Genomic DNA, 23714 nt, shown 5'->3' on the forward strand with positions numbered 1-23714 from the left:
ATCCCGTCGATTCTCGGCACCCGCGACAAGATCGGCTTCCTCGGCGGCCTGATGAACCTGGGCGGCAATATCGGCGGCATTTGCGTACCGATCATCGTCGGCACCATCGTGCAGGTCACCGGTTCTTACTTCCTGGCGCTGATGTTCTTCGCGGCAGCCGGTGTCGGCCTGTTCATCTGCTCGACCAGCATCAACTACGAGAAAAAAATCCCAATCTGATTTCGTGTCGGATGGTGAATGAAGTAAAAGGGCACTTCTATTAATTGGTTTTTTTGCTGACCTCATGAAGCTAAGTCATTGGTTCTATTGATGCTGAATTTCATGGAATTGAATTAATAGATGTGCCCAAAATAAATTATTTTTCCGGAACAAATAAAATGACTAAACGCACTCTTCTAGGCATGCTGACCCCGTCTTCCAACACCGCGCTGGAACCGATCACCAGCGCGATGATCAGCGGCCTGCCCGGCGTCTCCGCCCACTTCGCGCGCTTTACCGTGACCGAGATTTCGCTGCGCGACCAGGCGCTCGGCCAGTTCGACGACAGCAAGATCATCGAGGCGGCCAAGCTGCTGGCCGACGCCAAGGTCGACGTGATCGGCTGGAACGGTACCTCGTCCGGCTGGCTCGGCTTCGAAGCCGACGAGCGCCTGTGCCAGCGCATTACCGAAGCGACCGGGATTCCGGCCACTACCTCGGTGCTGGCGCTGAATGAAATCCTGGAAAAAACCAATGCCAAGGATTTCGGCCTGGTCACGCCTTACCTGGACAACGTGATGGAAAAAATCGTCGCCAACTATGACCGCTCCGGCTTCAACTGCGTCGCTGAACGCCACCTGAACCTGCATGTGAATTTTTCCTTTTCGGAAGTCACGGAAGACCAGATTCGCGGCATGGTGCGGGAAGTTGCGCGCAAGGCGCCGAAAGCGATTTCGACTTTCTGCACCAATCTGAAGGCGGCGCATCTGGTGCCGGAGCTGGAAGCTGAAATCGGCGTGCCGATCTACGACACGATTGCTACCGTGGTGTGGAAATCGCTGCGCATGGCCGGTTACGACACGACCAAGCTGACCGGCTGGGGCCGTTTGTTCCAAGAAGTCGCATAAAGGAAGCCGCATCATGAGCACAGCGTTCGACCTGGTAATTCGGAATGCCGATGTGGCGACGGCGTCTGATCGATTTCAATGCGATATCGGCATTCGTGACGGCAAGATCGAAGCGCTCGGCAAGCAACTCCCGGCCGGCGCTGAAGAAATTGATGCAAGTGGTTTATTGGTCTTGCCGGGTGGCGTCGATGCCCACTGCCACCTGGACCAACCGATGCCGGACGGGATGCGCATGGCCGACGATTTCTTTAGCGGCACGCGTTCCGCTGCCTGCGGCGGCACCACTACCGTGATTCCGTTCGCGGCGCAAGCCAAGGGCGGCTCGCTGAATGCGGCGGTCGAGGATTACCATGCGCGCGCCGCAGGCAAAGCCGTGATCGACTATGCGTTCCATCTGATCGTGGCCGACCCGACGCCGCAGGTTCTGCAAGAGGAACTGCCGAACCTGATCCGGCAGGGCTATACCTCGTTCAAGATCTACATGACGTACGACGACCTGAAGCTGAACGATCGCGAGATTCTGGAAGTGCTGTCGGTGGCGCGCGAGCATAAGGCGCTGGTGATGATCCACGCGGAGAATTCCGACTGCATCGGGTGGCTGACCGATCGGCTGAGCCAGGCCGGCCAGACCGCGCCCAAGTATCACGCGCTGTCACGGCCGATGGCGGTGGAGCGGGAGGCGACGCATCGCGCCATCACCTTTTCCGAACTGGTCGATGTGCCGATCCTGATCGTGCATGTGTCGGGACGCGAAGCGATCGAACAGATCCGCTGGGCGCACGGCCGCGGGCTGCGCATCTATGCGGAAACCTGTCCGCAATATCTGTTCCTGACCGAGCACGATCTCGGCGGCGAAGGCTATCACGGCGCCAAGTGCGTCTGCAGCCCGCCACCGCGCGACCACGAAAATCAGAAGGCGGTCTGGGATGGCCTGACCAATGGCGTATTCAGCATCTTTTCATCCGATCATGCGCCGTTCCGTTACGACGATGCGCAGGGTAAGAAACTGGGCGGCAAGGAGCAGCCGTTCCAATACATTCCGAACGGCATACCCGGCCTGGAAACCCGCCTGCCCTTGTTGTTTTCGGGCGGCGTGATGGCGGGGCGCCTCGACGTGCACCAGTTCGTCGCGTTGACATCGACCAACCCAGCCAAGATGTACGGCCTGTATCCGCGCAAGGGATCGATCATGATCGGCGCCGATGCCGATATCGTGCTGTGGGACACCAAGTGCAAGGTGGTGATCAACAATGCGCTGCTGCACCACGAGGTCGATTACACGCCGTATGAAGGCACCACGGTGCAGGGCTGGCCGGTGCTGACGCTGTCGCGCGGCAAGGTGGTCAGTAAAGACCAGTCCTTCGTGGGCACAGCGGGCAGCGGGCAATTCCTGCCTTGCGGCACTCCTTCCATCTAAGCGTAAGTACAAGCTGATTCCGGCTGAAAAAGTCAAAAAAGCTTTGCAAAACGAACTCAATCTGCGTGCGAAGAGCCAAGGAAAACTGGGCGTGGCAGCCAATCAGACTGATGCGCCGCGCCGCGGTGTATTGCCAAACTAAGCACAACCTGTTGGCAATGTTACGTGCCAAAACCATGACTATTGAATATGGAACCTATTGATATGAATACTTCCAAATTGAGGACAAGATAATGCGCCTGCTACTGATTAACCCCAATATTTCGGACAGCGTCTCCGACCTGATTCGTGCCGAAGCGCTGCGTACGGCCGCGCCGGGCACTGAAATCGAGGTGCTTACAGCACCATTTGGCGTGGCTTACATCGAGACACGTTTCGAGGCGTTGATCGGCGCCTTTGCTACCGCACAACTGGCCGCCGAGCACCACGAACGCTACGATGCTGTCATCGTCGCCGCCTTTGGTGACCCTGGTCTGACCGGTCTGCGCGAGGCGCTGCAGATCCCGGTGATCGGGCTTACTGAAGCGGCGCTGGCCAGTGCCTGCCTGCTCGGGCAGCGCTTTTCGATCGTCGCGATATCGCAGCGCATCCGTTCTTGGTATCTCGAAACGGTTCAAGCCTACGGACTTGACGGTCGGCTGGCTAGCATCCGCGGCCTTGACGAACCACTGGACATAGGCCATGTGCAGGGCAATCAAGGCGAACGCCTGGTACAACTTGCTGAACGCTGCGTCGATGAGGATGGCGCCGACGTCATTGTGCTGGCTGGCGCGCCACTGGCTGGCTTGGCGCGCAGTCTGCGCGGCCGCCTGCCGGTGCCGTCCGTCGATGGCGTGTCCAGCGCCGTCCGCCACGCTGAGACACTGGTCGCGCTGCAACCTGGTCACGCGATCCGTGGCAGTTTCGCGCAGCCTCCTGTTAAACCCAACCGTGGTCTGACCCCGGAACTTGCGCGGCTGCTTAATCGCGGCAGCAACACTTGATCCTCCCTCCCCAAAAAAAGATCGCCATGACTTACTGCCTCGTGGTGTTCCTGCCATCGAGGCAGGATAGAAATTAACACAGGAGGACACCATAGAAAAACCAGGCTGAGTCAAACCATGCAATAGCGCCAAGACGCCCTAAAAAATCAGGAGACAGCAATGCAAGACACACAAACTTTGAGTGGTTGCTTCAAAGCGTTGCGCGGTAAAAGCCGAAAAGAGCACGCGCCGATTTCCCGCTACATGACCTCGCTGTTATTGGCCACTGCCTGCGCCGGACCGGTACTGGCTGCCAACACCGCCGAACCGGTCTCCGCGCTGGCGGCAAGCGCGAGCGAGCTGCCACGTGCCTGGCCCGAACAGGTCGGGGTCGACTCACGGCAGCTGGTCCGCTTGTCGGAATGGATACGCAAGGAAAACCTGGATGTCCGCAGCCTGCTGGTGATCAAGGATGGCAAACTGATCTTCGAGCGCTATAGCAAGGGCTTGACCCGCGATCACAATTACGAGTTGTATTCGATCACCAAGGGCGTCACTGCGCTGTCTGCAGGCATCTTGATGAACGAGGGTCGCCTCAGCCTGGACGACAAGGTCAGCACGACGATTGCGAAATTTCGCCCGGACTTGAAAGACAGTCTGGCCGACAAGAAGGCGATTGAATTGCGCCATCTGCTGGCGATGTCGTCCGGGCTGTTCTACGACTTCAAGCCGAAGGATGACCCGATATACTACGGCGCCCCGGATCGGCTGAAACTGGCCGCCAATACCTCCCCGAAAATTGCGCCCGGCAAGGAGTTCGAATACACCGACGTCAATCCCATTTTCGCTGCCGCGATGGTCAGCGCTGCGGCCGGCATGCCGGTCGAGAAGTATGCGGAAGAAAAACTGTTCAAACCGCTGGCGATGAAAAATTACGCCTGGGATCGCGCTGACAAGACCGGGCTGGTTTCTGCCGGCTGGGGCCTGCGCTTGCGTCCGGTCGACATGGCCAAGATCGGACTGCTGGTGATGGATGGCGGCAAATGGCAAGGCCAGCAGATCGTGCCGGCAGCATGGATCAAGCAGATGGCCACCCCGAAAGCGGCGCGCGATTTTGGTTATTACCTGTGGCTCAACCACATCGTCGAAACCGAACCGGAATTGGACATGATGGGATTCAAGGGGCAATTCATCAGCGTGCTGCCGAAGCGCAACACGGTCGTGGTGATGACCAGCATGTTGCCGATCGAGGGTGGTCTCAGGAATGCCAAGAATGTACGGATCTTTCGCGACATCGTGAATGATTTCATCATTCCAGCCACCGACAATAAGACAACTCCTTCGGAGGCAGCCCAGCAAGCCTTGCAACACGAGCTCAAGCTGAGCGCGCAGAGCCAGGGAAACCCGGGCGTGGCAGCCGACCCGACCGATACGCCACGCAACAGTACGGCGTCAAACTAAGCATCACGCTGTCGGCGATTTTTCGTACCAAAACATGATCATTGAATACGGAGCATATTGATATGAACGTTACTAAATTGATTCGTCTGGTTGTTCTTCCCGCGATCGGCATTGCAAGCATCGGCCAGGCCCAAACTCTGGAGGCTGCCAGCACAGCAGCCGCGAAGCTAGCGGCCAGCAGCGTGACTGCCGACTTTCCATCGAGCTCGCCGGAAGCAGTCGGCGTCGACTCGCAGCCGCTGATTCGCATGTCCGAATGGATCCGCAACGACAAACTGGACGTGCGCAGCCTGCTCGTCATCAAGGATGGCAAACTGATTTTCGAGCGCTATAGCGGTGGGCTGGTGCGCGATAACAACTACGAGCTGTATTCGGTAACCAAGAGCGTTACCTCGCTGCTGGTAGGGATTCTGAACGGCGAAGGCAAACTCGGACCGAACGACAAGGTTGTGCCCGGGATCGTCGCCGCACATCCGGAGCTCAAGGACGCACTGGCGGACAAGCAAGACCTGAAGGTGCGCGATTTGCTGTCGATGTCGAGCGGACTATTCTATAAGCAGACCGAGGGCTCCGACACGCTGTACTACGGCGTTCCTAACCGACTGTCGGTCGCGGCCAAAAGCCAGGCCAAATTACCACCCGGCAAAGAATTCGATTACACCGACGTGAATCCAGTGCTGGTTGGCGCGATGGTGAGCGCCGCTGCGCGGCAGCGCGAACAGAAATTCGCGGAAGAAAAGCTGTTCAAGCCGCTCGGGATGTCGCACTACCGCTGGGATGGCATCGATCAGACCGGCTTTGTGTCGGGCGGATGGGGACTCAGACTGCGTCCGATCGATATGGCCAAGCTCGGGACGCTGCTACTCAATGACGGACAGTGGCAGGGTAAGCAAGTCGTGCCAGCAGCATGGATCAAGCAGATGACCACGCCCGCCAATCCAGTCCTGGCCAAAGACTATGGCTACTACTGCTGGATCAACCACATTGTCGAGGGCCAGCCCGAGTTCGGTGCGATGGGATTCAAGGGCCAGTTCATCACCGTGCTGCCGAAAGAAAACGCAATCGTGGTCATGACCAGCCTGTTGCCGACCGATGGCGGGCTGCGGGATGCAACTTACCTGCAAATGTATCGGCGCATGGTCAACGACTACATCCTGCCTGCGCTGCAGGCAGGAAAAAAAGTCGCGCCCAGCGCAGCGCGTCAGGCAGCTCTGACGAAGGAGTTGCGCTTGAGCCAGCAAAGCAAGGGTGTTGCCGGCACGGCGACGGCTTTCAATGACCCACCCGAGTTCTGACGATACTTGACAGGGTACGGACGATTAACAGCAACAAGCTTTGAGCGGCAAGCCAGGGATCAGAGTGCCCTTCAGTAAGCAGGGCGCTCTGATCCGTACAGCACCGGCATTCACCGCCATCGCTCGGCAATGCCGGCGACGCTGCAATGCTGTCTTGTATTCCGCAGCAAATCGGGTCTCGCCGGGTCTCGCCAGTTATCGATTCGGGAAAGGCAATAAAATATGAAATTGATGCGTTATGGCCCTAAAGGCAAGGAAAAACCCGGGATGCTTGACGGCGACGGCTGGGTGCGCGATCTGTCCCAGGTGGTGCCGGATCTCACTGCCGCGCTGCTAGCGCCCGACCAGCTGGCTCAGCTGCGGCGGCTCGATGCCACAACATTGCCGGTGGTGACAGAGGTAGGGCGGATTGCGCCGCCGTATGCCGGCATCGGCAAATTCATTTGCGTTGGCCTGAACTATGCCGATCACGCCGCGGAAGCAGGCGTGCCTGCGCCTAGCGAGCCGGTGTTGTTTCTGAAAGCGAGCAGCGCGGTGATCGGATGTAGCGATCCGATAGTCCTGCCCCGAAACTCGGTCAAGGCTGACTGGGAGGTCGAGTTGGGCGTCGTAATTGGTAGCACGGCACGCTATGTCAGCGAATCGGAAGCGCTGCAATATGTCGCCGGCTACTGTGTGAGCAACGACTTGTCTGAACGTGAATACCAGCTGGAGCGCGGCGGCCAGTGGGACAAGGGTAAGGGTTGCGATACCTTTGGACCGATAGGCCCCTGGCTAGTGACAGCGGACGAAATACCGGATCCGCAAAATCTCGACTTGTGGCTTGAGGTCAACGGCCGGCGCTTTCAAAGCGGCAACACGCGTACCATGATCTTTAGCGTGGCGCAACTGATCTCCTATATCAGTTGCTTCATGACGCTGTACCCGGGCGACTTCATCAGTACCGGCACACCACCCGGCGTTGGCATGGCGCAAAAACCGGCGCCGATTTACCTGCATCCCGGCGATCAACTGCGGCTCGGCATCACAGGCTTGGGTCAGCAGCAGCAGAACGTGCACACGTGGGATGCAGCGCTGATCGATGACTGATTATGCTGCGGCGGCCCTGATAGAGCCCCGTATGACAACCAGCAACGATCGGCGTAGCTCTACCGCGCGGCAGGCCGCCGCCCCCGAGCGCGATGTCCAGACCGAGCGAAGCGGTCGACACTACCTGCACTTCGTCCACCACCGCGCCGGAATCCATCCGCATCACGGAACCTTTGCCGAACTGTTTCTCGATTTGCGCCAGCCGGCGGCGTAATTATCACACAGCGAGTACTGCATAAAAAATCAGTACTTATTGCAAGCACGCTTTTTGTTTCCCTGTGTTTTCTGCGACTGCGCCATTAAATTGGCATTTCGCGATTTATAACAAGGTGGGCGGCCAAGCGGCTGTGTACGATGAGATGACACTCAATTACGGAGCAAAGCCATGTCCGTATCACGACTTATCCATATCACCAAAATCGGTGTCGAACAGATGGGTGATCTGGCCGACAGCCTGAAAGACCCTGATGTGTTGCGACTTGAAAATCTCGACACCGATTTGCGCCCGCCACCAAGCGCACTTGCCTTCACTAAACGCGCAGTAGATGAAGATGATGCCAATAGTTATCTTCCGTTCTTCGGTCTGGATGTCATGCGCCAGGCTGCCGCCAATCTGGTCGGGCGGCAGTCGGGTCAAGCATACGACTGGAAGACGGAGTGTGTTATCAGCGCAGGCGGACTATCAGGGATCTTGAATGTACTGCTGGCTACTCTGGAACCAGGCGATGAAGTCTTGACGACCGATCCGATTTATGTCGGATTGATTAATCGTGTTCGTCTTGCTGGTGGCGTGCCGCGCTTTGTGCCGTTGACTCCTTCGGCTCAGGGTTGGCGACTGGATGTCGCAGCGCTGGCAAAGATTGACACCAAACCAGTCAAGGCAGCATTACTGATGAGTCCCGCTATGCCATCCGGTGCCGTATTCAACCGTGAAGAATGGCAGGCCTTGGTTGACTTTTGCCAACACGCCAATTGCTGGCTGATCGACGATTCAGCCATGGAACGCATTCTCTATGATGGCCGTAGTGTCATTCATCCTGCATCCTTCCCGGGGATGCGCGACAAAGTCATTACGGTTGGCGCAGCTACAAAGGAATACCGCATGATTGGGTGGCGGGTGGGTTGGGTGGTTGGGCCCGCTGACATTATTGCCGACGTCGGCAGAGTCAGCATTTCAAACGTGTGCTGCCAAACAGGAATCGCGATGGGTGCTGTTGCCACAGCCATCAATGATCCTGATGACGGCATTCAAGCCTGTGTTTCGGAATGGCCACTCCGCCGCGATGTCTTGCTGGAAGAGTTGCGCGAATTTACGGCCATTCCACCACGTGGCGGCTGGTCGCTGTTTCTGGATGTGTCACAACTGGGGCTGGATAGCGCGACAGCATCAAAACGCTTGCTCGAATTGGGCAAAATCGCGGCGACACCGATGGTCAATTGGGGTAGCGCCAATAGCGATAAATATGTTCGCTTGGTGTTTGCCAACGAGCCGGTGCATCGGTTGCGTGGGGTGGCCGAACGGGTTAGACGAGCATTGACGTAATGCAACGTATAGTGAGCCAACTCCATATCAGCGAACAGTTTTTTTAAGTTTGGCGCCGTGTTATTTCGCAGGTGGACACGTTTTTCCGCAGTTTTGCGGGATATATCAAAGTTGGGCCGAAATACGCAACAACTCCAGGAACTCGTGCTGCACAATGATGGCCATCACGGGCAAACCCACCCAAGCATGTGTGAAGTCGGCGCGATGATCAGATGATCAGTACCGTGTTGAATGGGGAACCGCAATGCTGATGCGTACCTGGCTGACCTTTTCAACCGTCATAGCGCTTCTGCTCGCAATACTTGGATTTCTTTCCGTGCTCCAGCACAACGCGGTATTCTCGGATCTTCTGCGCCAGCGCAACTCGGTCATCGCGCAAACAACCGCTTCCTCGTTCAAGGCCATCACCGATCTGGGCCTCCCTCTCTCGACGATCCGCAACGGCAATGAAATCGTGGCACGCGCCATGAAGATGGACCACGAGATTACAGGCGTAGTTGCACTGAGCCCGGAGGGCGACGTCGTCTTCAGCACAAGAAACACGCGTCAGCCTGTGCCGCAACAAGTCCTGCAGGCGATGAAACTGTCGCGGGACATCCGCTGGAGCACGGAAACATCGGACGAAATCTTCAGCGGCTTCAACGTTGCGGGCCAGGACGCCGACCCGCAGGGTGCAGTCGTCGTGGTCCATTCCAAAGAACGCCTCGAGGCGGCCTCCAACGCGATCATCGGCAGCATCGTGAAGACGGCCATCTTAATCTGGGCCGCCGTCTCATTCATTGCATTTCTTCTGCTGCGTCTCCTGCTGTCCGCGCCCGATCGCGCCATTTTGCCTCTCGAGTCGCTATCGCGGGGCGAGATCGTCGCGGGCGGCACGCTGATGACCCCGATGTTGACCCAAGTGGCACCGGCCCTGACCTTCTGGCGCGGCCTGTTCGGGCCCGAAATCGAACAACTCAGGAGCAACCTCATTGAGGCAAAGCGCCAACATGATGAGGCATGCCAATCGCTCAGTGCTTGTTCGTCCGCCGGCCCCGATACCGCAGGAACGCTCGTCCATGCGGACGCAAGCCAGGAGACGCCTTTGCCCGAGTCACAGATTGCCTCGAGTTCTCCACGCTCCCTGGCGCGCCGAATTGCGTCGCGGCTCGCGCTGCTCGCGGCCTTGTTCATTTTCATTTCCGCGGTAATCCTTGGCTACACAATACTGCGCGCGGTTAACCGCTCCATCGAACCCGAGCTTGCCGCCCGCAGCAACCTGATTGGCACGGTGGTGAGCGAGGATGTGCAACGCGCGGTGGGCGCCGGCGTGCCCCTCGACAGTCTGGTGGGGGCGGAGAGCTACTTTGGCGACATGTTGCAGCAACTTCCCGAAGTGGCTTACATCGCTGTCGCCACTGGCCGAGTGGTGCTCGAGGCTGGCAAGCGAATCGATCCCTATCTCGCTCCGCCTCGCGAGCGCAAGGATGTCCGCAGCCATCCCATCATGGTGGATGGCAAGGAGATCGCCTATGTCGTTATTGATATCGATCCGGCTTTCATCGCCAAGAAATTCTTCGACGTGTTCCTCGACATGGGCGTGGTGGTCCTTGCTGCGATCCTGGTGGCGTTCGAGATCATGGTGCTGATGACCAGCCGGACTTTGACCGCGCCTCTCGACGGACTGCAGCGGATCGCGGCGATGCAAGCCGCGGGTGACTTTTCGAAACGGGCAACCATTTCCACGAGAAATGCGGCGGACCGTGTTGCGCGCAACCTGATCGAACGGGCGGAGACACTCAATACGCGATTCGCGGAAGCCTGGGCTGCGATAACAAACACGGGCACAAACACAGGCACAAACGCGGGCAGCAGGCGCGCTCGTCTTGAAAGCTTGCGCCAGCGCTATTCGCTCTCGGAGAAAGGACCCACGACCCTGCGCTTTTCCTATTTCACCGACTTGCGCCTGGCACTGTTCCTCTTCGCCGCAGCCGACGAGCTTCCGCTTTCCTTTCTGCCTCTCTATACACGAGCGGCAGACAACCCCTGGAAATGGATGGATGAGAGCGTGCTCATCAGTCTTCCGTTGGCAGGCTATCTGACGGCAATCGTCTGCATTTCACCTTTTGCCCGGCCTTTGGTGCAGTGGTTGGGGAGGCGGATGTTGCTGGTTGCCGCAGCCATTCCGGTTTTTGCAGCGCATCTTCTTCTGTACGTCGCCACCTCCGTTCCAGAGATCGTCGCTGCGCGCACCATCATCGGCGCGGGATATGCGTTGGTGACGCTGGCCTGCCAAGACTATGTGATCGACACGACGCTGAAAGAAGAGCGCGACCGTTCTCTCGGCATGTTCTCCGCAGTCCTCTTTGGCGGCATTTTCTGCGGAACGGCTCTCGGCGGCGTCCTTGCCAACAGGCTAGGCCCCTCGAACGTATTTCTCTTCAGCGCCTCGCTGGTTACCATTTCGGCCCTGCTGGCGCTGTGGTTCGTCAAACCTGCAGAGAAGAGTGATCCCGCAGCTTTGCCGAAAACGGCAAACGTGCCGCTCCTTTCGGTGCTGCGGGACAGGCAGTTTGCCATTCTGGTGTTTGGCATCGCGATTCCGTCCAATGTCTTGTTGCAGGCTTTCATTTGCTATCTTGTGGCCCTGACTCTCAGCTCTCTCGGCGCCTCGTCGGCGGATATCGGCCGTACCCTGATGATCTTTTTTATTGCAATTATATTTATCGGCCCAATTGGCGGGCGGGCCGCCGAGCGCGGGGTGCCGGCGTCCATGATTGCGCTGGCTGGAGGTCTAATCGCCGGTATGTCGCTGCTGGCCGTCGCCTTCTCGCCCGGCGCGATCGGAATGATCTTCGCAGTTCTGGGAGCCGGGATCGGTCATGGACTAGTGCGTGGGGCGCAGGTCTCGGTTGCCATGTCGATCGCCGAAACCGACCTCAGTCATTTGGGGGAAAGTGTGGTGCTTGGGACACTCAGGACAATGGAACGGCTCGGCAGCATACTGGGGCTGCTTGCCATCGCGGCGCTGGCCGGGCAAGCCGGTTATGGCGTTGCCACTGGCGTAATCGCCGTCTGGTCCATTGCAGGAGCCGCCCTGTTTGCATTTTCGAGCCTGGCAAGGCAGGCACCGTTGACGTGATCGTCGTTGGCCATGAGTCCAGGGATGTCATCGCCAAACCAAAGGGGATAGAGTGAAAATGAAGACATTCTCTGGCAAAGTCATTCTCTGGATACTCGCTTGCGCTCTTTGCGCCGCAGTGCAGGCGGGGGAAAAGAAGCGCATCCTCGGCGTGTTCTATGAGGGTTGCGAAGAGACGTGCCGCGGTTTCAAGGCCGGCATCGCGGACAGTGGTCTCGATGCCGAAATTACGATCCTCGATCTGAAGCTGGACAAATCGCGGCTGCCAGAGGCTGTCCGGATGGCGCGTGACATGAAGGCCGACCTGGTGGTGGTCCACGGGACCACCGGCACGCTTGGGATCATTGGCACGATCGATGATCGCGACGACCCGCGCTTCCTGCATGACATACCGGTCGTCTTCACGGTGGTAGCCAATCCCTTCGATTCGCGCATAGCGCAGAGCTTTGAGCGCAGCGGCAGGCCCAACGTGGCCGGAACGTTCAACCGCGTGCCTGAGGCCTTGAACATTGACATCATCCGGAAATACGATCCGGATTTCAAGAAGCTCGGCCTGCTCTACAATTCCAATGAGAAGAACTCTGTCTTGACCATGCAGGCGCTGAGCAAGGCCGCTCCCAAGATGGGCGTAGAACTGGTGGCCCTCGAAGTAGCCCCAGGGAATTCAAACTCACCGGATCCAGCGCTAATCCCGGTTCGCATGCGCGAACTCAAGGACAAGGGCGTCAAGTGGCTCTATCTCGGCTCAAGCTCGTTCCTGCACGTCAATGGAAAAGTGTTTACTGCTTCTGCGATTGAAAACGGCATTGCCGTCGTCAGTCCCTATGAAGATCTGGTGCGCGAGCAGCGCGCTCTCCTGTCCATCGCCGCGCGACTGGGTTCTGTCGGTCGGCTTGCTGCGGATCAGGCGCTGAAGATCCTGAGGGACGGCGCGAAGCCTGGAGACCTCCCAATAGTGCGCGCGACAAATTTTGCGTATGTGGTAAACATGGACGTAGCGAGGCAGCTGAATCGTTTTCCACCATTCTCATTCCTCCAGGTGGCTGAAACGATAAAGAAATAAGGCTGCCGGCGCACCCTACTTTTTCCCGTTTTGCGTAAGTCCTCAATGTAATCGAGGACATTGGTGCGTCGACCGCCCCAATGAATAGCCAAACAAGCAACTAAGCGGCATTTTCGGTTTTACTGCATTACACTAAACATCCCGCCTCACCTCAACCTGCCACTCCATTCAGACCATGCGTATTCTGCTCGCCGAAGATGACAGCGTATTGGCCGACGGCCTGACCCGCTCGCTGCGGCAGTCCGGTTATGCGACCGATTGCGTCAGGAATGGCGAGGAAGCCGATGCTGCCTTGTCGGTCCAGGATTTCGACTTGCTGATCCTGGACCTGGGCTTGCCGAAGATGTCCGGTCTGGAAGTATTGCGCAGGTTGCGGGCGCGCAACTCGATGTTGCCGGTGCTGATCCTGACCGCCGCCGATTCGGTCGAGCAGCGCGTCAAGGGCCTCGATCTGGGCGCCGACGATTACATGGCCAAGCCGTTTGCGCTATCCGAGCTGGAGGCACGGGTGCGCGCGCTGACCCGGCGCGGCGCCGGCGGCGGGTCGGCGCTGATCAAGCATGGCCCGCTGGTCTATGACCAGGTCGGGCGCAGCGCCTATATCAATGAACAGATGCTGGACTTGTCGGCGCGCGAGCTCGGCCTGCTGGAAGTGCTGCTGCAACGCAGCGGCCGGCTGGTGTCGAAAGAACAGCTGGTCGATCATCTGTGCGAATGGGGCGAGGAAGTCAGCTATAACGCGATTGAAGTGTATGTGCATCGGCTGCGCAAGAAGATCGAGGTCGGCGGCGTACGCATCGTGACCGTGCGCGGACTGGGCTATTGCCTGGAAAAATTCCTCGAAGCGCCACCGCCCGGTCCCACCATGCCGCCGGCACCATCGGCCGGCTGACGTCAGCACCGACCAGCATGTCAGCGAAGAACGACGCTAACGCTTCGACCACCGTATCGGTCACTGCTGCGGCCACCGCTTCGGCCACTAATACGGGTGAAGCCGGCGGCGCGACATCAGCGGCGCCGGAAGCTCCCGCACCCTATCAGCCGCTGGCCACCGAGACCGAAGAAAACATCCAGCATTCGCTGTTCGGCGAGATTCTCGACTGGATGTTGGCGCCGCTGCTGCTGCTGTGGCCGCTCAGTATCGCGATCACCTATCTGGTCGCAAAAACCATCGCCAACCAGCCGTTCGACCGCGCGCTGGAAGACAGCCTGAGCGTGCTGACCCAGCAGGTGCGGGAAGTCGACGGCAAGATCCTGACCCAGTTGCCCGGCTCGGCGCGCGACATGCTGCGGGCCGACGATGTCGACACGATCTATTTCCAGGTGATCGGGCCGCACGGCGAATACGTGGATGGCGACCGCGACCTGCCGGCACCGACCGGCGACGAAGAAAAAGCGCCGATGGGTGCGGTGATGTACCGCAATGACAGCATGCACGGCGCGGACGTGCGGATCGCGTATTCGTATGTCGACCTGCGCAAGAGCCGCGCCGAACGCGATGCGTCCAAGGAGCAGCACCTGGCGCTGGTGCAGGTCGGCGAGACGCTCGACAAGCGCGCTCAGCTGGCGAACGACATCATCAAGGGCGTGATCCTGCCGCAATTCATCATCCTGCCGATTGCACTGGCGCTGGTCTGGTTCGCGCTGTCGCGCGGCTTGATGCCGTTGGCTGATTTGCAACAACGGATCCGGGCCCGCCGTCCTGACGACCTGAGCCCAATCGAACCGGGCCAGGTACCGGAAGAAATCTCGCCGCTGGTGCGCTCGCTGAACGACATGCTGGAACGCCTGTCGCAATCGATCGAGATGCAAAAGCGCTTCATCGCCGATGCCGCACACCAGATGAAGACGCCGCTGGCCGGCATGCGCATGCAAACCGAACTGGCGTTGCGTCAGACCGACCAGGACGAAATCCACCGTTCGCTGGAACAGCTGTCCAAGAGTTCGGAATCGGCAACCCATCTCGTGAACCAATTGCTGACACTGGCGCGCGCCGAAAATCAGACCCCGGCCAGCAAACCGTTCGAGCCGCTGGAGTTGTCGGCGCTGGCGCGCGACATCGTGCACGACTGGGTCCAGGCCTCGTTCGCGCGCCGCATCGATCTTGGCTTTGAAGCAGCGCCGGAACCGGTCGAGCTGTTCGGTAATCCGGTGATGTTGCGCGAATTGCTGAGCAACCTGATCGACAATGCCTTGCGCTACACGCCGGCGCAGGGCAGCGTCACGGTGCGGGTGCGCAGCGATGGCGACGGTGAATATGCGATTCTGGAGGTGGAAGACACCGGCCCCGGGATCCCGCCGTCGGAGCGGCACCATGTGTTCGAGCGCTTTTATCGCATCCTCGGCAGCAACGTCAGCGGCAGCGGGCTGGGACTGTCGATCGTGCGTGAAATCGCGCAACAGCACGCGGCGCTAGTCGATATTTTTACCAATCCGCGCAGTCATGAACAGAAATTCCCCGGCTGCCTGTTCCGGGTCAGTTTCCGCCGCGCGCCGCGTGCCGGTACGGCAGCCTCGGGAGTCTATGAAGAATGAGAATACTCCAACCTATATCAAGTTATTCCGCATATTTTCAATGGACAATTTATCAATACTCCCGTTAAATTTCTTTTTTAGAGTGATGCAAGCGCTGATTATTCGAGGTCTGATGGCGCCGAACATCAGTGCCAAACCCGCGACAATCTGCCGAACCCGTTGGAACCACACCAAGCCACCAGTGCCATGCCAGAACCCTTGAATCCCACCCCGCACAACCTGGCGCTGCACTGGCGCCACACCCGCCGCCTGACGCTGTGGCTGCTGCTGATCTGGTTTGCGATCACCTTCTGCGTCGTATTTTTCGCGCGTCAGCTGGCCACCCTGCAGCTGTTCGGCTGGCCGGTCTCGTTCTATATGGCGGCGCAAGGCGCGGTCCTGGTCTATGTGCTGATCGTGGCGTTCTATGCGTGGCGCATGCAGCGGCTGGACCGGCAGTGCCAAAGCCACATTGATGAAGGGCAGTCCGATGCGTAAAACGGCTAGCGGGGTATTTTTCGGCGAGCTGAAGCGCTACTACCTGTGGTACACCGGCGGCTTCATCCTGTTCCTGCTTGCATTGTCGATCCTCGAAAAGGAAGGTGTGCCGCGCATCTGGATCGGCTATCTGTTCATGTTCGCGACCAGCGTGCTGTATGCCAGCATCGGCCTGCTCAGCCGCACCTCGGATGTGTCGGAATATTATGTTGCCGGGCGCCGTGTGCCGGCGCTGTTCAACGGCATGGCGACGGGGGCCGACTGGATGTCGGCCGCCAGTTTCATCAGCCTGGCCGGCGGCCTGTACGTGCAGGGCTTCGACGGGCTGGGCTATATCATGGGCTGGACCGGCGGCTTTTGCCTGGTGGCGCTGCTGATCGCACCGTTCCTGCGCAAATTCGGCCAGTACACGATTCCGGACTTTCTGGCGGCACGCTATAGCGGCCGTCACAACGGCAATCTGGTGCGAATGCTGGCGGTGGTCGCCACCGTGATCGTCTCGTTTACCTATGTGGTAGCGCAGATCTACGGGGTCGGCCTGATCGCCTCGCGCTTCACCGGTGTTGATTTTTCGGTCGGCATTTTCCTCGGTCTGGCCAGCATCCTGGTCTGCTCTTTTCTGGGCGGCATGCGCGCGATCACCTGGACCCAGGTCGCGCAATACATCATTATCCTGATCGCCTATCTGATCCCGGTGCTGTGGCTGTCGGCCAAGCATAGCGAGAACCCGATCCCGCAAGTGGCCTACGGCACGGTGTTGTCAAAGTTGAGCGCGCGCGAACTGGCACTGGAACGCGATCCGAAAGAACAACAGGTGCGCGCGGTCTACCGCAAGCTGGCCAACGACTACGACGCCCGACTGAAAGCCTTGCCACAATCATGGGAAGACGGCCGGCTCGACGCGCAGCGCCACGTCAGCGACCTGAAGATGGGCAGCGCGTCGCTGGTCGAGATCAAGTCCGCGACCCGCGCATTGGCGGCTTACCCGAAGAGTGTCGCAGAGGCGCAGCGCAAATGGAGCGATGCGCGAACCAGCTACCTGGCGCGCGCGATGCCGCCGACGCCGTTTGCGACGCCCTTCCCCGGCAAGGATGCGGCCGAATCCGATATCAAACGCAATAATTTTCTGGCGCTGGTGTTTTGCCTGATGATGGGCACCGCCGCTTTGCCGCATATCCTGATGCGCAGCTACACCACGCCGGGCGTGCAGGCCGCGCGCATGTCGGTGTTCTGGTCGCTGTTTTTCATCTTGCTGGTGTACCTGTGCATCCCGGCGCTGGCGGTGCTGCTGAAATACGATATTTACACCGTGCTGGTCGGCTCCAACTACACGCAGTTGCCGGCCTGGGTGTCGTATTGGGCCAACATCGACAAGCTCAACCCGCTGGTGTCGATCGTCGATGTCAACCGCGACGGCATCGTGCAGCTGGCCGAGATCGCGATCGACGGCGACATCCTGGTGCTGGCCGCGCCCGAGATAGCCGGCCTGCCGTTCGTGATCTCGGGGCTGGTAGCGGCCGGCGGGCTGGCCGCGGCGCTATCGACGGCCGACGGCCTGCTGCTGACGATCTCGAACGCGCTGTCGCATGACACCTACTTCAAGGTGCTCGATCCGGCAGCGTCGACCCAGAAGCGGGTCACCATCTCGAAACTGCTGTTACTAGTGGTTGCCTTGATCGCGGCCTACACCGCATCGCTGAAACCGGGCGATATTCTGTCCATGGTCGGCGCCGCGTTTTCGTTGGCGGCATCGGCCTTGTTTCCGGTACTGGTTTTAGGTGTATTCTGGAAACGTGCGAACCAGCAAGGCGCGATCGCCGGCATGCTGACCGGTTTTGTGACGTGCGTGTATTACATGTTGCATACGCATCCGACCCTGGGCGGTTCCGGCGCGGCGCAGTGGTTTCACATCGCGCCGATCTCGGCCGGTGTGTTTGGCGTGCCGGCCGGTTTGTTCGCTGTCGGCGTGGTCAGCCTGCTGACGCCGGCGCCGGATCAGCGCACCGCTGCGTTGATCGATCATATTCGATCGCCGTAGGAGTATGCATTAATTCTGCAATATTTATTTGGTTGAAATAGATAGATAGGCGCCAGTATATTCGCCGACCAAGCCGACGCGCTGAACACCGAGGAAACGATGCCATGGCAAATTGTTTCGACGAAATGTTTATCGATGACCCAGCCGCGGCGGCTCAGCGCTCGGTGCGTCCCCACTACCGCGACTTCGATGACTGGCTGGCGGCGCAGAGCGCCGATACCATTGCCCGCAAAAGGGCCGAAGCCGACCTGATCTTCCGGCGCGTCGGCATCACCTTCGCGGTCTACGGTGACGACGCCGGCACCGAGCGCCTGATCCCGTTCGACATCATCCCCCGCATCATCCCGGCCGCAGAATGGAAGCGGCTGGAAGCCGGCCTGGTGCAGCGCGTCAAGGCGCTGAACATGTTCATCCACGACATCTATCACGCGCAGAAAATCGTCAAGGGCGGCGTGATTCCCGCCGAACAGATTTTTACCAATTCGCAATACCGGCCCGAAATGCAGGGCATCAAGGTCGGGTCCGACATTTACGCCCATATCGCCGGTATCGACATCGTGCGCGCCGATCATGGCAGCAGCCGCGGCGAATTCTATGTGCTGGAAGACAATCTGCGGGTGCCGTCCGGCGTGTCCTACATGCTGGAAGACCGCAAGATGATGATGCGGCTGTTTCCGGAAGTATTCGCGCGCCACAAGATCGCGCCGGTCGAACATTATCCCGACCTGTTGCTGGACAATCTGCGCTCGGTGGCACCGCTCGGGGCGAGCGATCCGACGGTCGTCGTGATGACGCCCGGCATGTACAACTCGGCCTATTTCGAACATGCGTTTCTGGCGCAGCAGATGGGCGTCGAGCTGGTCGAGGGCAAGGATTTGTTTGTCAACGACAACGCCGTGTACATGCGCACCACGCGCGGGCCGAAGCGCATCGATGTCATTTACCGCCGCGTCGACGACGACTTTCTCGATCCGCTGGCGTTCCGCCCCGATTCGTCGCTCGGCGTGCCGGGCCTGCTGTCGGTGTACCGTGCCGGCCGCGTCACGCTGGCCAATGCGATCGGCACCGGTGTGGCCGACGACAAATCGATTTATCCGTTCGTGCCGGACATGATCAAGTTCTATTTGAGCGAAACCCCGATCCTGAACAACGTGCCGACCTGGCAGTGCCGCAAGCCGGACGACCTGGCCTACACGCTGGCCCATATGGCCGAACTGGTGGTCAAGGAGGTGCATGGCGCCGGCGGCTATGGCATGCTGGTCGGACCGGCGTCGAGCCGGCAGGAGATCGAAGATTTCCGCCAGCGGCTGCTGGCCAATCCGTCCGGCTATATCGCGCAGCCGACGCTGGCCTTGTCGGCCTGCCCGACCTATGTCGCGTCCGGCATCGCGCCGCGTCATATCGATTTGCGCCCGTTCGTACTGTCCGGCAAGACCGTGGCCATGGTGCCGGGCGGCCTGACGCGCGTGGCGCTGACCGAGGGCTCGCTGGTCGTCAATTCGTCTCAGGGCGGCGGCACCAAGGACACCTGGATACTGGAAAATTGAGGCCACCATGCTGAGCCGCACCGCCGATCATCTGTTCTGGATGGCCCGCTACACCGAGCGCGCCGAAAATACCGCCCGCATGCTCGACGTCACGGTACAAACCTCGTTGCTGCCGCAATCGCCGACCGCGGCCGAACAGGGCTGGCGCGCGATGCTGGGGATCTCCGAATTGCAACCGGCCTTCGATGATAAATACCCCCACCTAAGCGCCGCCGCCGTGCTCGACTTCATGGTGCGCGACCCCGACAACCCCTCCTCGATCGCCTCGTGCCTGACCGGCGCGCGCGAAAATGCCCGGGCGGTGCGCGGCACCTTGACCACGGAAGTGTGGGAAACCCAGAACCTGACCTGGCTCGACATGCAGAAACGGCTGGACAGCGACCTGCTGGAGCGCGATCCCAGTCATTTTTTTGAATGGGTCAAGTACCGCTCGCACCTGTCGCGCGGGGTCACGCTCGGCACCATGCTGCGCGACGAGGCGGTGTATTTCATGCGGCTCGGCACGTTTCTGGAACGCGCCGACAACACTGCGCGGATTCTGGACGTCAAGTTCCACGGCGCCCACGCCAGCGGGCCGCAGGAGGGGGATGCGCAGCGCGACTTTTACTATTGGGCGGCAATCCTGCGCTCGGTGTCGGCGTTTGAAATCTATCGCAAAGTCTACCGCGACGTGATCACGCCGCAACGCGTGGCGGAGCTGCTGATCCTGCGCGCCGACATGCCGCGCTCGCTGCTGGCCTGCATGGACGAAGTGGTGGCGACGCTGAAGGAGGTAAGCAACCAGGAGTCGAGCGACACCGAGCGGCTGGCCGGCAAACTGCATGCACAGCTGAAATTCGGCCGCATCGAGGAAATCCTGCATGACGGCTTGCACGACTATCTGACGCAGTTCTTCCACCACATTGACGAGCTCGGCCAACGGGTCAGCCGCAACTTCCTAGTGCCGCTGGCACCAAGCTGACATGATACTGACCATCCGTCATGAAACGGTGTACCGCTATACCGCGCCGCTGGCCTATACGATCCAGCAACTGCGCTTGTCGCCGCGCAGCGAGCCGCAGCAGCGCTGCCTGGCGTGGCAAATCACGACCGCCGGCAAGTTGCATGCTTTCACCGACGCGTTCGGCAACCTCGGTCATATGCTGACCATCACCGGGCCGCATGACGAGGTGCGGATCGAAGTCGAAGGCGTGGTCGACGTTAGCAGCCCCGAGCGTGGCCGCCTGCAGGATCAAAATGGGCTATCGCCGTTGCTGTTTACGACGCCGACGCCCTTGACTGCGCCGACCGCGAACATTCGGGACTTTGCGGCACATTATTTACCCGGCACGCGCTTGCCCACGCTCGATGGCGTGCAGAGCGTGCGCAGCGACGACTTGTTGAAGCTGGCCGACGCGATCTGCGCCGCGGTCGCGTATCAGGGCGGCGCCACCGTCGTCACCACCAGCGCCGACGATGCTTTGCTGCTGGGGCGCGGTGTCTGCCAGGACCACGCCCATTTGTTTCTGGCCTGCTGCCGCGCGCACCACATCGCGGCGCGCTATGTGTCCGGCTATATCGATCCCGGCAGCAGCGCCCACGCGGAGAGCCACGCGTGGATCGATGCCTGGGTCGACGACGATGATTTTTGCGGCTGGGTCAGCATCGACGTCACGCATGCGTGCTTCTTGAATGATTCATATTGCCGGCTGGCGCTCGGCCGCGACTATGACTCGGCGGCGCCGGTGCGCGGCGTACGCCGTGGGGGTGGCGACGAGAAGCTGGAAGTCCATGTCAGCGTCGCGTCATCGCCGTCGGTGCAGTGAGTCGCAGAATCGATGCAAGGTCAGTGTCTGCGCAAAAACGACTCATCAGGCTTCCTGTAAAATTCTGCTTCTGGACGTATTTGAATCAAAGATTGCCACCATGACTTATTGTGTTGCCATGTGCCTCGATGCGGGAATGGTTTTTCTGTCGGACTCACGTACCAATGCCGGCGTCGATCAGGTCAGTTCATTTCGCAAGATGAGCGTGTTCGAGAATCCTGGCGACCGCATGATGGTGTTGCTGACTGCCGGCAATCTTTCCATTTCACAATCGATCCGTCAGATCATTGCCGAGCCGACCAGGGATGACGGCCGAAGTATCTGGAGCGCCGGCTCGATGTTCGAAGCGGCACAAATTTTAGGCGACGCGATCCGCACCGTGCACGACCGCGACGCCAAGGCGCTCGGTGACTTCGGCATCGACTTCAATGTCAGCATGATTTTCGGCGGCCAGATCAAGGGCGAGCGCTGCCGCTTGTTCAAGATGTACTCGGCCGGCAACTTCATCGAATCGCATAATGAAAACACCTATTTCCAGATCGGCGAATCGAAATACGGCAAGCCGATCATCGACCGCATCGTCACGCCGGCCACGCGGCTCGATGATGCCGCCAAGTGCGCACTAGTTTCGATGGACTCGACGCTGCGTTCCAACATCTCGGTCGGCCTGCCGCTCGACCTGCTGCTGTACGAGACCAATAGCCTGGCGCTGAACCGCTTCGTGACAATCGACGACAAGAATCAATATTTCCAGATGATCCGCAACACCTGGGGCGACCAGTTGCGGCGCGTGTTCGACAGCATCGACAATCCGATCTGGAACGCGTCGCCGGAAACTACAACCAACGTGCTGTCGTCGCTAAAGCACCGCAGCATGCCGGTGTTCCTGCCGGTACCGCCGCATCTGGCGACAGGCGAGCGTCCGGAGTTACAGACGCTGGCGCAAGACCGCCCCGCCGAAAATCCTGAGACCGCCGCGCGGCGGGATAACCCCCATTCGGCCAACCCGGAGTCGCAATAAAAAACGGCACGCTGGATTAGCAACGTGCCGTTTCTGATCAAGCGTGACCGCCTACACCACGATCGTCTGCGCCTCATCACCCGCGCGGGCGCGAATCTGACCGATCCGGCTGACCGTTTCACCGGCCGCGGTCAACTGGGCGACGGCGGCAGCGGCATTCTCCTGTGACACAATCACCACCATGCCGATACCGCAATTGAATACGCGGTGCATCTCTGCGTCCGCGACGCCGCCGTGCTGCTGCAGCCAGCTAAACAGCGGCGGCATGGTCCACGCATTATGATCGAGCACCGCGGTCAGCTGGTCGCCCAGCACGCGCGGCACGTTTTCGACCAGGCCGCCGCCGGTGATGTGGGCCATGCCCTTGACTTCGATGCTTTCCATCAGCGCCAGCAGCGGCTTGACGTAGATCCGGGTCGGCGCCATCAGCGCGTCGCCCAACGTGCGGCCGTGGAAGTCGGCGTTCAGGTCCGGCTTGGAGACTTCGATAATTTTGCGCACCAGCGAGAAGCCATTGGAATGGATGCCGGACGACGCCAGGCCCAGCACCACGTCGCCCGGCACGATCTTGCTGCCGTCGATGATCTTCGATTTCTCGACCGCGCCGACCGCGAAACCGGCCAGATCGTATTCGCCGTCCGGGTACATACTCGGCATTTCGGCGGTTTCGCCGCCGATCAGTGCGCAGCCGGCCTGTTCGCAGCCTTGCGCGACGCCCTTGATGACAGCGGTGGCCGAGGCCACGTCGAGCTTGCCGCAGGCAAAATAATCGAGGAAGAACAGCGGTTCGGCGCCCTGCACCAGGATGTCGTTGACGCTCATCGCGACCAGGTCGATGCCGACCGTGTCATGCTTGTTCAGGTGAAATGCCAGTTTCAGCTTGGTGCCGACGCCGTCGGTACCGGACACCAGCACCGGCTCCTTGTATTTCTTGCTGACTTCAAACATCGCGCCAAAACCGCCGATGCCGGCCATCACGCCTTCCCGCATGGTGCGTTTGGCAAACGGCTTGATTGCCTCGACCAGGGCATCACCGGCGACCATGTCAACTCCGGCGTCGCGGTAGGAAAGAGATACTTTTGAGGAAGATGTCATGATGATAGTGGCGGCAGAGGCGGTAAAATAGATGGTTAAGGTCGAGTTGGCGGCTTCGGCCAAACCGCTATTGTAGCAAATTGCCCCTAATTTGACCCCGAATCAACCCTGGGGCCACCTTGGCTTGGCCCGGACTTTC

18 protein-coding genes and 2 pseudogenes are annotated in these 23714 nt (G+C 59.6%); 18 read left to right on the forward strand and 2 right to left on the reverse strand.

Going from position 1 to position 23714, the window contains the following annotated elements:
- The 7 genes and pseudogenes from ACFOFO_RS20115 to ACFOFO_RS20145 form a co-directional block, all read left to right on the forward strand.
- Positions 1-219, forward strand: a pseudogene (locus ACFOFO_RS20115) (MFS transporter); the annotation flags it as partial.
- 158 nt (positions 220-377) lie between these two features.
- Positions 378-1106 (forward strand): maleate cis-trans isomerase family protein, encoded by a 729-nt coding sequence (locus ACFOFO_RS20120; protein ID WP_390332588.1) that lies wholly within the window; start codon positions 378-380, stop codon positions 1104-1106.
- Between the two features lie 13 nt (positions 1107-1119).
- A complete protein-coding gene (gene hydA, locus ACFOFO_RS20125) occupies positions 1120-2523 on the forward strand; it encodes a dihydropyrimidinase (protein WP_390326755.1) in 1404 nt (467 codons plus the stop codon).
- A gap of 233 nt (positions 2524-2756) precedes the next feature.
- A complete protein-coding gene (locus ACFOFO_RS20130; protein WP_390326757.1) occupies positions 2757-3506 on the forward strand; it encodes an aspartate/glutamate racemase family protein in 750 nt (249 codons plus the stop codon).
- A gap of 243 nt (positions 3507-3749) precedes the next feature.
- Positions 3750-4946 (forward strand): serine hydrolase domain-containing protein, encoded by a 1197-nt coding sequence (locus tag ACFOFO_RS20135; RefSeq protein WP_390332667.1) that lies wholly within the window; start codon positions 3750-3752, stop codon positions 4944-4946.
- Positions 4947-5008: 62 nt separating this feature from the next.
- Positions 5009-6241, forward strand: a complete 1233-nt coding sequence (locus ACFOFO_RS20140; RefSeq protein ID WP_390326765.1) for a serine hydrolase domain-containing protein — start codon at positions 5009-5011, stop codon at positions 6239-6241.
- Positions 6242-6463: 222 nt separating this feature from the next.
- The gene (locus ACFOFO_RS20145; protein ID WP_390332589.1) at positions 6464-7330 is read left to right on the forward strand and encodes a fumarylacetoacetate hydrolase family protein; all 867 of its coding nucleotides are present in this window, start codon (positions 6464-6466) and stop codon (positions 7328-7330) included.
- Between the two features lie 51 nt (positions 7331-7381).
- Here the strand turns inward: ACFOFO_RS20145 and recA are convergent.
- Positions 7382-7532, reverse strand: a pseudogene (gene recA / locus ACFOFO_RS20150) (recombinase RecA); the annotation flags it as partial.
- Between the two features lie 183 nt (positions 7533-7715).
- Between recA and ACFOFO_RS20155 the strand changes: the two are divergent.
- The 11 genes from ACFOFO_RS20155 to ACFOFO_RS20205 all read left to right on the forward strand — a co-directional run bounded on the left by ACFOFO_RS20155 (position 7716) and on the right by ACFOFO_RS20205 (position 22480).
- A complete protein-coding gene (locus ACFOFO_RS20155; protein ID WP_390326766.1) occupies positions 7716-8873 on the forward strand; it encodes a pyridoxal phosphate-dependent aminotransferase in 1158 nt (385 codons plus the stop codon).
- 244 nt (positions 8874-9117) lie between these two features.
- Entirely contained in the window at positions 9118-11994 is a 2877-nt protein-coding gene (locus ACFOFO_RS20160) for an MFS transporter (protein ID WP_390332592.1), read from the forward strand.
- 58 nt (positions 11995-12052) lie between these two features.
- Positions 12053-13057 (forward strand): ABC transporter substrate-binding protein, encoded by a 1005-nt coding sequence (locus ACFOFO_RS20165; RefSeq protein WP_390332594.1) that lies wholly within the window; start codon positions 12053-12055, stop codon positions 13055-13057.
- A 175-nt stretch (positions 13058-13232) separates the two neighbouring features.
- Positions 13233-13949, forward strand: coding sequence for a response regulator (locus tag ACFOFO_RS20170; protein ID WP_390326772.1), 717 nt, complete (start codon positions 13233-13235; stop codon positions 13947-13949).
- Between the two features lie 17 nt (positions 13950-13966).
- Positions 13967-15592 carry a sensor histidine kinase gene (locus ACFOFO_RS20175; protein WP_390326775.1) on the forward strand — a complete coding sequence of 542 codons (1626 nt, stop codon included), beginning with the start codon at positions 13967-13969 and terminating at the stop codon, positions 15590-15592.
- Between the two features lie 186 nt (positions 15593-15778).
- A complete protein-coding gene (locus tag ACFOFO_RS20180; protein WP_390326777.1) occupies positions 15779-16069 on the forward strand; it encodes a DUF4212 domain-containing protein in 291 nt (96 codons plus the stop codon).
- Positions 16062-18107 carry a sodium:solute symporter family protein gene (locus ACFOFO_RS20185; protein ID WP_390332596.1) on the forward strand — a complete coding sequence of 682 codons (2046 nt, stop codon included), beginning with the start codon at positions 16062-16064 and terminating at the stop codon, positions 18105-18107. The genes ACFOFO_RS20180 and ACFOFO_RS20185 overlap by 8 nt, the downstream gene beginning before the upstream one ends.
- Positions 18108-18211: 104 nt before the next feature.
- Positions 18212-19654 carry a circularly permuted type 2 ATP-grasp protein gene (locus tag ACFOFO_RS20190; protein ID WP_390332597.1) on the forward strand — a complete coding sequence of 481 codons (1443 nt, stop codon included), beginning with the start codon at positions 18212-18214 and terminating at the stop codon, positions 19652-19654.
- Positions 19655-19661: 7 nt separating this feature from the next.
- Positions 19662-20615, forward strand: a complete 954-nt coding sequence (locus ACFOFO_RS20195) for an alpha-E domain-containing protein (protein ID WP_390326779.1) — start codon at positions 19662-19664, stop codon at positions 20613-20615.
- A 1-nt stretch (position 20616) separates the two neighbouring features.
- The gene (locus ACFOFO_RS20200) at positions 20617-21459 is read left to right on the forward strand and encodes a transglutaminase family protein (RefSeq protein WP_390332599.1); all 843 of its coding nucleotides are present in this window, start codon (positions 20617-20619) and stop codon (positions 21457-21459) included.
- A 100-nt stretch (positions 21460-21559) separates the two neighbouring features.
- On the forward strand, positions 21560-22480 hold the full coding sequence (locus ACFOFO_RS20205; RefSeq protein ID WP_390326780.1) for a proteasome-type protease: 921 nt from the start codon (positions 21560-21562) through the stop codon (positions 22478-22480).
- Between the two features lie 51 nt (positions 22481-22531).
- Here the strand turns inward: ACFOFO_RS20205 and purM are convergent, their stop codons facing one another.
- Complete coding sequence (purM, locus tag ACFOFO_RS20210; RefSeq protein ID WP_390326782.1) at positions 22532-23575, reverse strand: phosphoribosylformylglycinamidine cyclo-ligase; 1044 nt, start codon at positions 23573-23575, stop codon at positions 22532-22534.
- Positions 23576-23714: the final 139 nt, after the last annotated feature.

The organism is Pseudundibacterium arcticum, from assembly GCF_042646465.1.
GTDB classification, from domain to species: domain Bacteria; phylum Pseudomonadota; class Gammaproteobacteria; order Burkholderiales; family Burkholderiaceae_D; genus Undibacterium_A; species Undibacterium_A arcticum.